Source organism: Sphingobacterium sp. UBA1897 (assembly GCF_002337775.1).
GTDB lineage: Bacteria > Bacteroidota > Bacteroidia > Sphingobacteriales > Sphingobacteriaceae > Sphingobacterium > Sphingobacterium siyangense.
The window spans coordinates 463,765-480,569 of the sequence record NZ_DDGR01000018.1 but is presented as its reverse complement, the minus strand read 5'-3'; the positions used below and the strand labels follow the sequence as shown (position 1 = coordinate 480,569).

The 16,805-nt window shown below is 39.9% G+C and carries 10 protein-coding genes; all 10 read right to left on the bottom strand.

The features are described from left to right. Positions 1 to 53: 53 nt before the first annotated feature. A complete protein-coding gene (locus B4N43_RS10245; protein ID WP_286734514.1) occupies positions 54 to 923 on the bottom strand; it encodes an alkaline phosphatase in 870 nt (289 codons plus the stop codon). A gap of 386 nt (positions 924 to 1,309) precedes the next feature. Continuing rightward, the gene (locus B4N43_RS10240; RefSeq protein ID WP_286734512.1) at positions 1,310 to 2,476 is read right to left on the bottom strand and encodes a glycoside hydrolase family 76 protein; all 1,167 of its coding nucleotides are present in this window, start codon (positions 2,474 to 2,476) and stop codon (positions 1,310 to 1,312) included. A gap of 55 nt (positions 2,477 to 2,531) precedes the next feature. Next, positions 2,532 to 4,163 (bottom strand): RagB/SusD family nutrient uptake outer membrane protein, encoded by a 1,632-nt coding sequence (locus B4N43_RS10235; protein WP_286734510.1) that lies wholly within the window; start codon positions 4,161 to 4,163, stop codon positions 2,532 to 2,534. 12 nt (positions 4,164 to 4,175) lie between these two features. Beyond that, complete coding sequence (locus tag B4N43_RS10230; RefSeq protein WP_286734509.1) at positions 4,176 to 7,220, bottom strand: SusC/RagA family TonB-linked outer membrane protein; 3,045 nt, start codon at positions 7,218 to 7,220, stop codon at positions 4,176 to 4,178. Between the two features lie 513 nt (positions 7,221 to 7,733). After that, positions 7,734 to 9,299, bottom strand: coding sequence for a RagB/SusD family nutrient uptake outer membrane protein (locus B4N43_RS10225; protein ID WP_088163119.1), 1,566 nt, complete (start codon positions 9,297 to 9,299; stop codon positions 7,734 to 7,736). 18 nt (positions 9,300 to 9,317) lie between these two features. Further along, entirely contained in the window at positions 9,318 to 12,464 is a 3,147-nt protein-coding gene (locus B4N43_RS10220) for a SusC/RagA family TonB-linked outer membrane protein (protein ID WP_286734508.1), read from the bottom strand. 424 nt (positions 12,465 to 12,888) lie between these two features. After that, entirely contained in the window at positions 12,889 to 14,604 is a 1,716-nt protein-coding gene (locus B4N43_RS10215) for a GMC oxidoreductase (RefSeq protein WP_286734507.1), read from the bottom strand. Positions 14,605 to 14,611: 7 nt separating this feature from the next. Then, a complete protein-coding gene (locus tag B4N43_RS10210) occupies positions 14,612 to 15,100 on the bottom strand; it encodes a gluconate 2-dehydrogenase subunit 3 family protein (RefSeq protein WP_070570191.1) in 489 nt (162 codons plus the stop codon). Positions 15,101 to 15,187: 87 nt separating this feature from the next. Then, positions 15,188 to 15,847 carry an HAD family hydrolase gene (locus B4N43_RS10205; protein WP_070570193.1) on the bottom strand — a complete coding sequence of 220 codons (660 nt, stop codon included), beginning with the start codon at positions 15,845 to 15,847 and terminating at the stop codon, positions 15,188 to 15,190. 36 nt (positions 15,848 to 15,883) lie between these two features. After that, a complete protein-coding gene (locus B4N43_RS10200; RefSeq protein ID WP_286734505.1) occupies positions 15,884 to 16,519 on the bottom strand; it encodes a DUF6266 family protein in 636 nt (211 codons plus the stop codon). Between the last annotated feature and the right edge of the window lie 286 nt (positions 16,520 to 16,805).

Genomic DNA, 16,805 nt, shown 5'->3' with positions numbered 1-16,805 from the left:
TTTGGGGCTTTTTGTTTGACGGGCAACAACTATTGTTGGAATGCTTTGATCACCTATCCGCGCCAAGCGGCATCAAGCGGTGCACCAAGCAACCATGTTAACGTAGGTGCGATATCATAAATCATCAAAGTTTCCTTGATTTCTTTTCCTTTTGGCACACCGGGTCCGGTCATTACCCAAGGAATCTCTACCTCGGCCAGCGATTTACCACCGTGTCCTTTTCCGGTACCGCCATGATCCGCAGCAATAACAAAAATTGTTTCGTCTGCAATTCCTGCGTCTTTTACAGCTTGCTGTAAGGAGCCAATACGTCTGTCAACCTGTTTTAGTTCAGCATAGTATTCCGGTGTATTGTGCCCGATATTATGGCCTACACCATCAGGTTGGTCGAAATGCACAAAAGTAATCGTCGGTTTCTCCTTTTTTATGATATCCACGGCGGTATTCAATGCCGCTTCATCATCATCCTTGGTGTTAATGATTTTTTGCACGACTTTATTGTCGATCAAATAGCCTATACCCGGCCAGCTATGTACCACAGCAAACTGTGCCTTGGGATTCTTGCTGGCAACGGCATTAAATAAAGAAGGAAACATTCCGTTTGCTGTTTTGGCTGTAGAAGGAATCTCGGGCGTCTTGCTATCCCATTCTGTATACCCATGTGCGGTAGGACCAGCCCCCATAATCATGGAAGCCCAGTTTACAGCACTAGAGGAGGGTAATACGGTACGTACATGTGTACTATATGTCCCCTCCTGCATTATTTTTTTAAGATTTGGCATTTCCGCTTTTGGTAAAGCATACGCTCCAAAACCGTCAAAACCAACTAAAACAACGTGTTTGATCTTTTTGCTCTGTGCCGACACAGCACTTGTGGATAGCCCCAGTACGATCAATGGTAATAATAGATTTTTAATTTTCATCTGTATAAATTTGTTTTTTCAATTGCGATGAAGCTATCAGATTTATTCATTCCCTAATGTGATTGAATAAATCATGATGGTTTCATAATAAAATAACCTGGTATTCAATGAGTACGCAACCTACTCAAGCTTTCTTGTATCCAGAATAGATAACCTGATGTTCCGCCTATCCAATGAATCGTTCACATGCTAGCTCAAGGTTTATCGATCATATTTTACAAATCACGCTGATAATAAGTTGACCTATTTCAAAAATAGAAATCTTACAGTGTCTATTATGTTAAGTAAACATTATTTAATCTCTCTAACCAATATGTTACAGAACAAAAAAAAGACGCTGAAAAATTATTTTCAGCGTCTTAACCTTATACCGTTTTACATCGATTTTAATACCCAGCTTTTGCCAACCGTGCGTACATTTCGACAAAAGCACATTGATCGAGCAGCCATTTCGATTTATGCTGATCTTTCAGGGTCCAGTCTGGGCTGAAAAGCCCTTCTTTATCGCGCATATGCTGCCAGGCAAATTCAAGATTCTTCGCAAACACTGTGAGGTACTTTTGGTCGCCATTCACTACAGCGAGCTCTATGTAACCACGCATCATAACAGCATGAAACCACAAATTGCTATTTTTCAATTTTGGAAAATTCAATTTCTCTTCCGTTTCGAAAAAATAGCCGAAACATGCCTCAGCCATCTGTTGTGCATCCGCGAGGTACCGGTTATTTTTCGTTAACTTATAAAGCAATGCAGCTGCCTGCAACATTTGTCCGGCGTTGTACGAAAACTTAGCTTTTCCAATCTTTCCATTGAGCTGCATGTTGTCCCAATATAACTTATCTTCGGGATCCTGAAGATTTCTTTTTGTCCATTCATAAAGACGCTCCCCTTCTTCCAGATAGTACCTATCATTGGTTGCCATAAATAATTTAAGTGCAAATACACTTGCTGGTGCATTCGAACACGTATTTTTAGATTCTTTTTTCTGTTCACACCAATATACGCCACCACCTAATTTATCATCCTGCCCACTCTTTACAAAATTCCAGATCTCTTTGGCCGAAGTCAGGTAGTTTATTTTTTTTGTATGGATATAGCTATCTGTAAAATCGATACCCAACCAGATATTATCGTCATAAAAACGATCCGAGGGAGGAGCTGTATTTAAATAAGAAGCATAGCCAATAGGCGATCTACTTTCATCTCTATATTCCTGTAAGCCCACCAGGACTTTTTTGTCAAGTATGAACTGAAATGCCTTTTTTGTTTTTGGTAATTCCATCAAGGCATTTACAGCCGAGAAACTACCCGAGAAAGGCCATAGATAAGCATATTTCTTTTGCTGTGCTGCCTGTTGATTATTATCCAGATAATCAGCTTTGAAGTTTTCATCAAAGGGATATTTTTCAGCCAAGAGCTGATTCTTGGTATTTCCAAACTTGCTATAGATGCTATCTAAAGTTTGGATAGCATAGTTTTGAAAATTATTTTTTTGTGCAAATAAGGTTACACCAATAAAGTTCAAAAGAAACAACGTAAAATATCTTTTCATGTGTTTTAGGTAAAAGAATAGTAGATGCCTATGCGGCATCTACTATTCCTGAACATTAATAACCAGGGTTTTGTTTTAAATTGGGATTGATTGCCAATTGATCCATCGGTACCGCATAAAGTTCTTTATTCTTATCGTTCGTAGCTTTATGATCCCACCAAGATCCGGATATATATTTTCCGAATCGGATTAGATCTGTCCGACGCTTTCCTTCAAAAATAAATTCACGTCCCCGTTCCGCCAGTAATTCATCCAGCGTCAATGTAGCGACAGTATACTGCGCCACAGGCCAATCAGCCATGCTAAATGCTCTTTTTCTGGATTCATTGACCAATTCCACAGCTTCACTACTGGCTTTCCCACCATTCTTACGCATGAGGGCTTCGGCTTTATCGAAATAGATCTCCGTTAAACGATAAATAATATAATCATTCTCCCAGTAGTTGGCATCGTCCAGGGTACCTGATTTATATTTATTAAAACGAGCGCCAGAATTCTCCTCTCCTTTTGTCATACCACCTTCTGAAGTCTTATCACCTTCGCTTTCTCTGCGGATCGAATTGACAAACACCAGCGGTTTACCTGAATACTCTTCCGTCCCCAATACAGGCGTAGTGGTGCCGTATTTATATTGTGGTCCAAACAAAAACCATTCTTTCTTCCGCAAGTCATTTTCAGCATAGGCACTAAATGCGGTAGGGATAACAACAAATGCATTCCATCCACCGTAGCCAACTTTGAGCACTTCCTTCATATAGTCATAACTCATATAGAATCCCGACCAATCGAATGTAAACCCCGCCTGTCTGCTATATTGAAATTGAAATAAGGATTCCGGATTCGCCGAATTGGTATTACTGAACAATGCATTCAAATCAGAGCTCAATTTGGGAGCCCCTCCAATGCCGCCAGCCTGTCCGGAAATAATCTTATCACAAGCAGCGATACATTCATCATTCATTGCTTTACCCGACCATTTTTCGGCATTGAGATAGAGTTCAGCCAGCATGGCATAACCCGCAGCCATAGATACCTGACCGATATTACTGGCCGAGGTTTTAGGCAACTTACCCACATTTTCTTCCAGTTCCTTCTGCACAAATGCAAAAACCTCTGTTCTCGGTTTGGTTTCAGGGTTAATTGGATCAGCAACCTTTGTCACGATAGGGACGTTGCCCCAAAGATCCATAATTTTAATATAGTGGAAGGCCCGCATTACTTTTAATTGCACAAGTATCTGAGTGCGCTCTTCCTCCGTCAAATCGGCAATTTTAGTAATATCCAGTTTCTCAATATCCTGAATAGCATTATTGACATAGCCAACGCCACCCCACATCAACTCCCAGGCCCCACGCAGCCGGCTTTCATTGCTTGTCCAGGTATGATAGTGCTGCCGGATATGGTCTCCACCGTCATATCCATGGCGCCCCTTTTGCGGCCAGGCCACTTGATCGGCACTTAATTCGGAATGATAATAAAAGCCATTTCCTCCTGTGGGTGCAAGCCAGGCCTGCATATGCGTAAAAGGGCGGAGCGCAGCTTGCATAACCTCCCGTTTATTCTTGTAAAAATTATCATCCTTGATCTGACTATAGACTGTCTCATCCAACTTGGTGCAGGAACTAAAAGAGATACCTAAGGTAACAGCGCTCAGGATGGAACATAAATATTTATTTGTTTTTTTCATAACCTTACTATTTTAAAATCCAACATTTAAACCAATTGTCCAAGATCTTGTTCTTGGGTAGAAACTGCGCGAATCAATCCCTGCTTCAAAACCTGTATCCTGCAGCTCCGGATCAATCCCCGTATATTTGGTCATGGTTGCAATATTTCTTCCAGTTGCATATACATACAGACTTTTGATATAATCGGTCTTTAGTTTAAAGTTATATCCCAATGTAATATTATCCAGTTTCACAAAACTTCCGTTCTCGAGGTAGTAATCCGAATACTGTGGATCCTGTTTAAGGTCGGCATGCTTAGTAAAAGCACTTTCGAACACATTATTAGGCAACCATTTTTGATTACCAAAGAACATATCCGCTGTATTTAAGATATCATACTTAAATTTACCTCTGAAAAACACGGTCAGATCGAAGCCCTTATAGGCAAACCGGTTACCTAGCGACGCATTGAATTTGGGAACACCATTTCCAATATAGGCGCGATCATTATCATTTATATCAGCAATGGTAGCCTTGGAGCCGTCGGCTTTATAGAAGAGCCATTCTCCAGCATCATTCAGACCCGCATAACGTTTTCCATAGAAGGAACCAATTTCACCGCCTTCTTCAAGACGAATGGCATCTCCGAGATTACCTGGAGAAGGCAGACCGCCAAAAGTCATCCAATTACTTTTAAAGATATCATTGGACATGGTAACGAGTTTATTCTTTTGATAACTTCCGGCAAAATCCACCGTCCATTTAAAATCTTCTTTTTGAATTGGAACTCCAGACAATTGCAATTCAACACCTTTATTCGAAACCTCGCCTACATTGTACCAAATGTTTGTACTCACATAGGCTGGCTGTTGCGCCTTATATTGGTATAATAAATCTTTGGTTTTACGATTATAGACATCCAGAGATCCTGTTAGTCGGTTATTCCACAAACCAAAATCAAGCCCGATATTCAATTCGGCTTTTTGTTCCCATTTTAAGTCTGGATTGGGGTTCTGTGTCGGTCCATACGTTTGATAATAGATGCCATCCTGCGGATATACCCCGCCTGTTCCCAACAAGATCAATGAATTGTAATTCGGGAAACCCTGATTACCGGTTACCCCATACCCCACACGGAGCTTCAGATTGTTGACAAGCTCTTTATTGGAGAAAAAGTCTTCATTGGTAATGGTCCATCCCGCAGAAATCGCCGGGAAATTACCCCATTTATGATTAGCACCAAATCGTGAGGAGCCCTCCCGACGGAGAATTGCACTCACAAAATACTTTTGGTCATAATTATAATTTACCCGTCCAAAAAAGGCAATCAGTTTATTGTCTTCCTTAAATGATCCCATCGATGGTCGCGGAAGTTTTGTATTTGTCAGAGCCGTACCACTTCCCATATCCCAGTCTTGAAAAGCGTCTGTTGTAAAACCATTATTGGACATCTCAAACCGCTCATAACCATTATATTGAAAACTGTAACCGAGTAAACCCGTTATATTATGCTTTTCATTGAATGTCTGGTTGTAATCAATTGTTGTTTCAAAGGTCTTGGACCAATTTAACTCATTTCTTTTCCAGGCATAGCCCATACCCTGATACTCAGAATTTTGGCGTTGGTCCCAATCTTTGATCGACCGATATTGACGATCGTTCCAATTATTTCTAAGATAGGATCCGAAGGCTGAGATGCTCAATGGTTCTATAATCTTGAGTTTCATACGGGCGTCTCCCGAAAAAGTTTCCTGATTGCGTTGATCTACGCGGTTGGCCATACGATCCAGCGGATTAAAATTATTATAACCCTGGGTTTGGTAAAAACTTCCATCGGGATTGTATAGTGGAGCAGTTGGATTGCGCTGGATTGCCTGTTCGAAATATTCCGGTTTTCCACCCAAAAGATCTGCTTTATTGAAATTGGCAGCAATATTACCGGAGAAAGTCAATCGATCTTTTAATCCAGTTTGGGAAAAATTGACACGACCGCCAAATTGCTGACGTCCATTCTGTTTTGCAATACCTACGGCATTTTCATAGTTAATTGAAGCACGGTAGTTGGATTTATCGCCACCACCGCTGGCAACAAAATTATGGAATGTTGAAAAATTACCTTTATTGATCAATTCATCATATAAATCTGTTGATGCACCCAGGTCAAGATCAGGTTTATTCTGCCCCTTGACTACATAGTCTCTAAATTGCTGTGCATTCAGCATGGAAGGTTTCTTTGCTACAGACTCATGTTGACCATAGGTATAATATTCAAATCGCGGCTCTCCGGATTTGCCTTTTTTAGTGGTCACTAAAATTACACCACCATTACCACGCGTCCCATAAATAGCGGCTGCAGATCCGTCCTTTAACACGTCAATAGATTCAATATCTCCTTGCTTGATCAAATCTAGATTTCCACCAGGAATACCATCAATGACAATCAGCGGGGAGTTTCCACCTTTCATGGAGGCCATACCCCGCAATTGGATATCCGAACCAGCATTTGGATTACTGCCCTGGGTTCTCGTCACGTTTAGCCCGGCAACTTTACCTTGCACCAGATCCATTGGGTTGCGCATACCACCTTGATTGAAATCCTTTTCTTTTACAGAGGCCACTGCTGAAGTCACTTCACTTTTCTTTTGCGTACCATAACCGACAACAATAACCTCCTCCAATTGGTCTTCTGTCGCGGATAGTCGAATATCAATCGGGGCATTTCCTATTACTTTGACTTCGTTTGTTCGATAACCAATGGACGACACGACCAGGACATCTCCTATCTTGGCTTGCAGGGCAAAATTACCCTGGCCATCCGATGTTGTACCTTTTGCTGATCCCTTGACGGTAACCGAAACACCGGAGACCCCTTCTCCAGTCTTTGCATCCTGTACCCTTCCTTTAATTAAACCCTGAAACTTAGCGACCTTATAGGTAAAGGTCTCTTTTGGGTCTTCCCTCTTGGCGATGACATGCGCATTTGCCTGATGTATCGTACCTGCGATAATAGCCAACGAAAAAAACAGCTTGGTATTTTTCGTTAAGCGGGCAAATGATTCTAAATCGATTCTGCTCATATAACTAGTGATTTTGGTTTATAAAACGTTTTAGCTTTGATAAGCTTAAACGATCATGTTTAATTAGTATCATCTTCAATAATTAATACGAATACCTGATCCCCATCTCTATCGTAATAGATTAAATCTGGCAGTCTATTAATTATTTATTTTAAAAAAAACGTAAAAATGCCCCTAAGCTGGAACAACTCAGTATATAATCATTGTAAAAAACAAAGCAAAATCGGTTTTGCTATTTGAAGAAAAAAAAGCGAATGTGATTTTATCTAAATTATATGTTTTGTTGATTTTTCTCTTTTTGGTTATTGTTTTTAGTTTAAGTGTTTGATTGTGGATTCAAGATAGGATTTTAATTTTAAAGGGAAAAGGTTTTTTAAAAATTTTAAACAGTGTCGCTATAGATGTTACCTAAACAAATAATTGCTCCATTTATTGTCACTAGATTGCTTTAGCCATTGTTTATAAAAAAAATGGCCATCAATTGATGGCCATTTTAAACTCAGATTTTAAAGACTATTGATAGCCTGCATTTTGTGTCAATTTATTATTGCGCTGAATTTCATCAGGAGAAATTGGCCATAATAAATCTGTTTCTTTGAATGTTGCACCAGATCCGTTCTTAGCTCCAATCAATGGCACGAAATCGACTTTACCAGCCTCAGTCGTTGAAATTACAGGGAACATTTTAGTTCTAACAATATCGTCCCACATTTTAAATTCCAATGGGAACTCGCGGAGACGCTCTTTCCAGCATTCTTTCACGAAATTATCTGCTGATAATGTTTGCAATTCGGTTGTATAAGCAGCAACTGATTTTCCTTCGGTATTTGCCCGTGCTTTTACCTGAGCTAAATAACCTGCAGCCTCGGCACTCACACCAGATGTTTTAGCGATTCCTTCTGCAGCTATAAGCAAGGCCTCAGGATAACGGTAGAAGTTCCAGTCTTTGGTTCCTCGACCAGTAACAGTAGTTGCTTGCTCATCAAAATAATACCAGATGCCGGCTTCCGTAGATTCCCAGGTCTTGTTGTTCACCGGGTTTGTATATTTCCAATGGAAAAACTGATTTGGTTGAATCCGCAGGTCTTTCGTATCGTAGACATTTAAAAATTGCTTTGTAGGCCCAAAAACACGTTCAAATATCGAATATTTATCAAACACGGATGTTGCCGAAGAACTAAATGCATAAGTTGTCCACCAGCTGCTTGTGCTAATTGTTGCGTCATATTCCTGTGCATAAATCACTTCACTTAAATCATCCGTTGTACGCAATTTATTATAAGCGCTACTCATTTTAAGATCGACATTTTCAGTCATTTTATGAGCAGAATTGACAACAATTTTTGCCATCTCTGCAGCTTCACTATACTTGCCTTCTTGTAAATAAACATTAGCCAATGTCATGGCCGCTACATATTTTGTAATTCGATGTCCATTATCAGCAAACGTTTTAGCAGGTAAATCTTGTACAGCTTCTTTAAGATCAGTCTCGATTAACTGATACACTTTCGCAACCTCTGTTCTTTCTAAATAGAGATTATCTTCTAATGTTTCAACAGGCGTTGTGCTGAGCGGAATGGCACCAAACGTCTTAACCAGATAAAAGTAGTTATAGGCTCTAAAAAACTTCGCTTCTGCTAATAAGGATTTTTGCTGATCTTGGGAAACAAATGAGATAGTAGGAATATATTTTATTCCGGCGTTTGCAATATTAATTGCTTTATAACTTTCATCCCAAATGGTGTTCATTGAGCCGGTGATCAGGTTTGTATTTTGCTGTCTAGTTAACTGTCTAGCAAATAAACATACTCGTTCCTGCCCCTCATAGCTATTGGTAAAATAGCCTGTCAACATGGTATTCACCGAAGCTGCTGGTCCAATATAAGCGCTTCCTGCAACCGAATAACGTTGTGGAGCACCTCTTCTATATAATGAGTTTACCGTAGCTTGTGCTTGTGCCGGATTCTCGTAATACCCGTCTAGGGACAAATTAGACTGCGGATCCTCTTCCAAAAATTTATTACATGATGTTGTAAGACTTAATCCAAGCATTAACAACATAAAAAATTTATTTTTCATTTCCTTATTTTCTAATTTTTAAAATGTTACGTTCAGACCCAATGAAAAGGTTTTTGCTCTTGGGTAAGAGAAAAATGTCATATTTTGGCCAAACTTACTCTCTCCCTGTGAAGTACTTTCAGGATCGTATCCTAAAAATTCTTTTGCAGTGAATAAAAACGGATTATTTGCATTTGCGTATATTCTAACACGTTTTAGACCGATACGTTGCAATGCTTCTGGATTGAACGTATATCCCAACTGAATTAAGTTAACCCGTAAATACGAACCATCAGCTACCCAAGCATCATCCACATTGGTATCTTGTCCGGCATGTCCATTATTGGTCAAGTAAATAGCTTGTTCCATCGTATTTGGATTTGAGCCATTGTACGCATCGGTCAAGATATTTTTCAAACCATTGGTAATACCGAAACGGTCATACGTTGAATGGAAGAATTGTTGCATGACATCTACACCTTTAACAAACTGCAGGTCCAAGGTAAAATCAAAATTCTTATATTTTAAATTGTTGATAAAACTGCCTGTCCAATCGGGCAATCCTTTACCGATAATCTCTTTCTCAGTCGTTCTTTTTGCACGTCCAATTTGACTCAGCGTAGCATTTCCGGCATCTACATCGGCTTGAGTATATACCCCTAATCTTCGGTAACCATAAAAACTATTTAAGTTCTCACCAACACGGATAACACTATTAGCACCGCCTACCCAGCTATTCATCTGAATATCGGCATTGTTCTCACCTAATTTCAATACCTTATTTTTATTGTAATTGGCATTAAGTGAAGCATTCCAGCTAAAGTCTTCCTTATTGATAATTGTTCCCTTAATCATAATGTCTAGACCCTGATTTTGCACAGATCCGATATTTTTCATCACTGTACTAAATCCTGATGCGGTTGGAATTGGCGCATCCAGGAGCAAGTCGGTCGTTTTCTTATGATAGAAAGACACATCAAAATTTAAACGATTTTGAAATAAGCCCAATTCAACTCCAGCATCAACCTGAGCGGTTTTTTCCCATTTCAGATTTGGATTCGAAATAGAATTCACAAAGGAATATGGAGCTCTTGAATTGTTTAGCAATATCGTTCCGGCATCAACAATTGCCAGGGACCTGTACGGATCAATCTCCGAGTTACCTGTTAATCCGTAACTTGTATGGACCTTTAAATTGCTAACTGTGGTATTGTCTTTCAGAAAGTCCTCATTCGACACATTCCATGCGAAACCAGCAGATGGGAAGAAAGCATATTTATTATTCTTACCGAATTTGGATGATCCATCATAACGTCCTGTAATTGTCGCCGAGTAACGATCGTTATAGGAGTAAGCTGCTCTTAAGAAATAGGAATTCATAGCCCATTTGTTCCAGCTAGACCCTGGTGTCGATGGTGTAATTCCAATTCCCATATTATTATACTCATAAGCATCGTCGAAAAAGCCTTCGGTTCTAGAACTATTGAAGTCGTAAGTTCTTTCTTGCCAGGATAAACCTGCCATAGCATTAATGCGGTGTTTATCAAATTGCTTATTATAGGTAAGATAAGTCTCTTCTTGCCAATACAGGGTATTGGTATTGTTCATTTCAGCCCAGCCATTTGGTCTAGAGATATTATTCAAGGTAATGGAAGAATAGCCTTTATACGCTTTTTTATGATTATCTATCCCCAATTGTGTCTTAAGATCCAAACCATCGGCCAAATGAAATGTTAGTGCCGCATTACCAAATATCTGTGTATTATAACGCATCCTCTTTTGCAAATCTAGAATAGACACCGGATTAGCCATTCCTTCAAACCCTAATTTGTCTGAAACAGTCGAAGATGATGAAAATGTATATTGTCCATTTTTATCGTACACAGGATACCAAGGAAGCATTTCAATCATGGTACGACGTGCCTCCTGTCCGCCACCATCTTCTGGTGTATAACGTCCCCAAGTATGGTTAACGGTTAAATTAATCGCCGTAGACAGCCAAGAAGTTGGTTTAGCATCATAGGCCATTTTTGCATTTACCCGTTTATTCCAGGTATTATTCATTACACCTTGTTGATCGGTATAATTTAAGAAAGCCCCAACAGATGATTTATCATCGCCTTGTTGTACACTTAACTGATGATTATGTGAAATGGCTGTACGCGTTGCTTCACGCTGCCAATCTGTATTATACAAAGGGTTACCATTGGCATCAAAATAGTTAGGATCATTAAACCAGGTCTTTTTATCCAAGGACCAGGATTTTCCTTGATACTTATTTTCATTTTCCAAGCCGATCATAAAGGCATCTACCCATTCCTGTCCATTCAATAAATCCATATACCGTTGAACAGAGCTTACACCAGCTGAACCTTGATAGTTAATTGTTCTGGATCCATCTTTATTTCCGCGTTTTGTCGTTACTAAGATAACCCCGTTTGCACCACGTGCACCGTAGATCGCTGCCGAAGATGCGTCTTTCAATACCTCGATATTCTCGATATCATTCGGATTTAACAACTGAAAGTCTTCCATCACAACCCCATCCACGACATACAGTGGATTGGATGATGAATTGATTGTGGCCACACCACGAATGACCACACGGTTCGCATAAGCACCAGGTTGGCTCGAATTAGAAAAGATATTAACCCCCGAAGCCTTACCTCTTAAGTTATCCAAGGGACTAAAGTTCTGATCTTTGATCATGTCGGCTCCTTTAACCATAGCAATGGAACCTGTTACATCAGATTTACGCATTGTACCATAACCCACAACGACAACTTCGTCCAATTGGCTCTGATCATCATCCAATTGTACAGAAACAGTTGCCCCGGAAACAGTGACTTCTTTGGCTTTATAACCAATGGAAGAAACCACCAATACATCCCCCGCTTTAGCATCCAATGTAAAATTACCCAAAGCATCAGATTGTGTGCCCTTTGAAGTACCTTTAACGGCGATGTTAACTCCTGAAATTGGTTTTCCAGTAGCATCCAATACTTTTCCTTTAACTTGCTGCTGCACATGGTTTACTTCTTTTACGAAGGATTTTCCATCGTAATTGGCTGAAGTTCCGACCGCGGCATTGACTTGTTGGAAAGTACCAGCAATGACAGCCAATGAGAAAAATAACTTTGATTTTTTCCCAAGCTGCGCAAGTGATTTTACGTCAACTTTGCTCATATTAATAGTGATTTGGTTTATAAAAACGTTTTAGCAAAAAGATACTTAGAACGTCTAGTTTAATTTAGTTTCCCTTAATTGATAGTTTTAAAATCGATCTACTTTCTTAAAATTGCCTGCTATATTCCATTGCTTTCACTTAACAGAAAACGTCTGGGTTCAAATGTCTATGGTATTATTGCCGCATAGAATTTGCAATAAAGTCTGCTAAATCGCTTTTGCTTTTGTTGTAAAATTTTTTGGTTTCCCTATTTTGGTTTTTTAATTGCTTTTTTTCGATTACTTATTGGTTCATTAATTGTTTATTCGTTATTGTTTTCCTTTTTGGTTATTCTTTCTTGGTTTTAACGTGCTATTCAGGTGGAAAGATAGCACTTTAATTTTACAGGGGAAAGATTTATTTTCAAAACCTTTCCCCTGTAAACTAAATATTTCCTTTCTTCATCTCGTTAATCGCATAATCGACAGATCGTGCCGAAAATGCCATATAGGTCAATGAAGGATTTTGTGTTGATGTCGAGGTCATACTTGCACCGTCTGTGACAAAAACGTTTTTCACAGCATGCATCTGATTCCATTTATTCAATACCGAAGTTTTCGGGTCGTGCCCCATACGTGCACCGCCCATTTCATGGATATCCAAACCTGGAGCCTGCCAGTGTGAATCCGGGCGAATGTTTGTGAAGCCAGCATCCGTAAACATCTCCGTCATGACAGCGATGTAATCCTTTTTCATTTTTTCATCATTCTCATCATAATCGACAGCAATTTTTAACAATGGAATACCCCAGTCATCTTTCTTACTGCTATCCAATGAAACCATTCCTGATTCTTTGGGTATCGTTTCACCCATCATGTGAGATCCAACCTGCCAAACACCTAATTTAGGATTCAACAAATTGTTCTTCAGATCTAGCCCTAAACCCGAACGATCCGACTCTTTACTACGCGAAGCTCCGAAACCGGCGGCATAGCCCCTTAAAAAGTCCGTTTCCTGTTTGTGCAAGTTTCTGAAACGTGGAATATACCCTCCACCTGCGGGATTCCGCCCTTCGGCCGTAAAATCCAACATCCCTTCATACTCTGCATAAATGCGTGCACTATAGTTGTGAAAGGCAACATATTTTCCGAGCACACCACTATCATTACCCAAACCATTTGGAAAACGGTTCGATTTAGAATTCAATAAGATCAAATTCGTATTGATTGCAGCCGCATTGACAAAAATCAGTTTGGCATAAAAATCAATTTCCTCTTTTGTATTGGTATCAATAACACGTACACCCACTGCCTTTCCCTTTTGTTCATCATAGAGAATCGAATGAACAACTGAAAATGGGCGTAGCGTCATATTTCCGGTTTTGGCCGCCCAAGGAATTGTCGTTGCATTGGAACTGAAATATCCACCAAAAGGACATCCTCGCTGACAAAGTACGCGATTCTGACACTGTACACGTCCTTGTTCGATGTGAATCTGATTTGGTTTAGATAAGTGTGCACAACGTGCTGAAATCACTTTGCGCTCCGGAAATTTCTTTTGGACGCTTTCTTTAAAATACTTCTCGACAATATTTAAGGGGTACCCTGGCAGAAACTCGCCGTCTGGCAATTCAGGAAGTCCATCGTGATTACCTGCAATACCGGCAAATTTTTCGACATAAGCATACCAAGGTGCTAAATCAGCATAACGTATCGGCCAATCTACTGCAAAACCATCTCTCGCTGGCCCTTCGAAATCAAAGTCAGACCAACGTTGCGTCTGTCTCGCCCATAATAACGACTTGCCGCCAACTTGATAGCCTCTGATCCAGTCAAAAGGTTTCTCTTGAATATAAGGGTGTTCCTTGTCTTTTACAAAAAAATGGGCTGCATCTTCATGGAATGCATAACATTTGCTGACAATCGGATTTTCTTCTTTTACTTTGAAAGGCATTTCATTCCGATGTTCAAACTCCCAAGGCATCATATTGGTGGTTGGGTAATCCTTGATATGTTGCACATCACGTCCGCGTTCCAAAACCAATGTTTTCAAGCCCTTCTCGCACAACTCTTTTGCGGACCAACCGCCACTAATTCCCGAACCGATCACGATCGCATCGTAGGTTCTGTTTTTTTCACTGTCAATATTTAGATTTGCCATGTGCTATTTATGCCTTAACTTTTACCGCACCATTGTACGGACCCGGAATAAGTTTATAGATCACCTTATTCTTCATCACGTATTCTGAGTTCATATACCCCTGAATTGCACGCGATTTGAAGGTCTCAAAAAAAGCCTTCTCGTCGGTTTGGTCTTTTAACCCCGCCAAAGTGGTCTCAGTCTCTTTGTTATTTTTTAAATTCAACTGTTTTCGCAACTTGTTGAAACCAGCGACAAATTTAGCCTGATTTTCTGGCGACTCACAGTCATCTACCATTTTGATGACGAAAAGATGCAGGTTCAGATCCTTTCCTCCCGGTGTATCCGATTTCGGAATCAGGATGTTAGCCAGATCGCCCAAAAATTGCTCATCTTCCGCCGAAATCTTCAGCTTATTTAATACAATTGATGCACCTCCATCATTCAGACAGGACGACAAAATTGTCAGTCCGCCAGCTATAATGAAAAATTGCTTTATTGCGGTTCTACGGTTCATAATCAGAGTTCCCTTTACAATTCGGTAATATTACATATATCCGAATAAAAATACAAATGCTAAAACGATTAAATTATTTTACAACCCTCAAATCCATTGCGCCAACAGGGCTTTCGCCTCAGATAAGTTTTCCACAATGTTATCAACAGCTGTTAGTCTAGCACGTTCTACCTCTTGCTTCGTAACTGCAATCAACTGCGTCCCTGCTCCCAATGCCGATGTACTTCCTGTTGACGTATCCTCAATAGCCACACAGCGGTCGGCTGGTAGACCCAGATGTGTCAATGCCAAACGATAAGGTTCCGGATTGGGTTTTGGCAGCTCCACACACTCACGCGTGACAAAAAACTCAAAATAATCCAAAAGCTCGTGCTTGCCCAAAACAGTATCGACTGTGCTTCTATAACTCGAGGTCACAAGCCCAATACGGATATCTTCTGCTTTCAAAAAAGCTAAAATTTCTCGTGCTCCAGGCATCAATTCAATATCGCTCATATTAGAATCGGCATAAGCCGCACGTGTACGCTTCCACATATGTTCTTCCGTCACGTCGTAGCCATAGTCCTCGGTAAGACGCTTGACATTATGTGCTAAAGTATGTCCAGCAAAATCGCGAATCCAATCTTCATAGTTGATCTGAAGGTTAAATTCCTGTTTTAATATAGGTGCCCAGTTTTTGAAATAGAAATATTCCGAATCAATTAACGTACCGTCCAGATCGAACAATACCGCCTGTATTTTATTCATAGTGTTAAAGATACACAAGTAGGTGGAAAAATCCTATTAAATGACGCCACAATAGGCCGAATTTGAAAACCTCCCATGATAAGTATCCCAAAAACCGATGTAGACATGATAATCAAATTTATCCTTTCTAAATGTCGCGATGTCAACCGTACACTCCCCCTGCGCTGCGTCCGCGACGGCCATTTTGAGGTCGCCCTCCCGATCTAAACTGACTAAGGCCACATTTAATTTAAACATGCTATCCCTGTATTTTGGGTTCGGTATCCACGATAATTTCAACAGATCATCTTCCCAGCGAGCCTGAACACCTTCGGGTGACACGAGCTCCCCGACAAATACCTGCACTTTTTCCATATTAATAACTGGTTTATTTTCGACATCCACATCAAGCGCATTTTTGAAAATATGCTGCTGTGCAAGTTGAAATTTCCCTCGTCCGGAGTTTTTAGTTTCTTCAAATTGATACCCAAAGTTAACAATAGGCTTTATCCAGCCACAAAACTTACTTACCAATTTTATTTTCTGACGATGAGCCAATTGCGCGGCAGTGGGTGGTTTGGTACTTTTCTTCCTCGCCCCCCGTATAACACATTTTCCATTGAGATTGTAGCCATATACTGAACCTACTTTACCTCGAAATCCACCATTTGGACCATCTTCTAATATTGCCATTTTTTAACCTTTTTATTGTAATTGCGGGATCTATTTTACACCCTAACAAATAATAGTTATCGATGTTTCACTTAGTTTAGCAATAAATTAGAATTTAGCTAGGTTTAAGTTAGGGTTTATTTAGGTTATACCTAAACAAACCCTAACTAAACCCTAAGCTAACCCTAACTAAACCCTATGTAAATAGTTACTTTGATAGTATGTACAAAAGCAGTTGTTTTCCTTCATTTTTGGATAAGCTTTGGACATTTATTAAGTTTGTTGTGGTAAACGAAAACTAATGTAT

Excerpts from the sequence above, each read along its gene's own strand:
- B4N43_RS10225 (WP_088163119.1), bottom strand. The coding sequence starts at position 9,299 with ATGAAAAATAAATTTTTTATGTTGTTAATGCTTGGATTAAGTCTTACA.
- B4N43_RS10230 (WP_286734509.1), bottom strand. The coding sequence starts at position 7,220 with ATGAGCAGAATCGATTTAGAATCATTTGCCCGCTTAACGAAAAATACC.
- B4N43_RS10200 (WP_286734505.1), bottom strand. The coding sequence starts at position 16,519 with ATGGCAATATTAGAAGATGGTCCAAATGGTGGATTTCGAGGTAAAGTA.
- B4N43_RS10235 (WP_286734510.1), bottom strand. The coding sequence starts at position 4,163 with ATGAAAAAAACAAATAAATATTTATGTTCCATCCTGAGCGCTGTTACC.
- B4N43_RS10245 (WP_286734514.1), bottom strand. The coding sequence starts at position 923 with ATGAAAATTAAAAATCTATTATTACCATTGATCGTACTGGGGCTATCC.
- B4N43_RS10210 (WP_070570191.1), bottom strand. The coding sequence starts at position 15,100 with ATGAACCGTAGAACCGCAATAAAGCAATTTTTCATTATAGCTGGCGGA.
- B4N43_RS10205 (WP_070570193.1), bottom strand. The coding sequence starts at position 15,847 with ATGAATAAAATACAGGCGGTATTGTTCGATCTGGACGGTACGTTAATT.
- B4N43_RS10215 (WP_286734507.1), bottom strand. The coding sequence starts at position 14,604 with ATGGCAAATCTAAATATTGACAGTGAAAAAAACAGAACCTACGATGCG.
- B4N43_RS10240 (WP_286734512.1), bottom strand. The coding sequence starts at position 2,476 with ATGAAAAGATATTTTACGTTGTTTCTTTTGAACTTTATTGGTGTAACC.
- B4N43_RS10220 (WP_286734508.1), bottom strand. The coding sequence starts at position 12,464 with ATGAGCAAAGTTGACGTAAAATCACTTGCGCAGCTTGGGAAAAAATCA.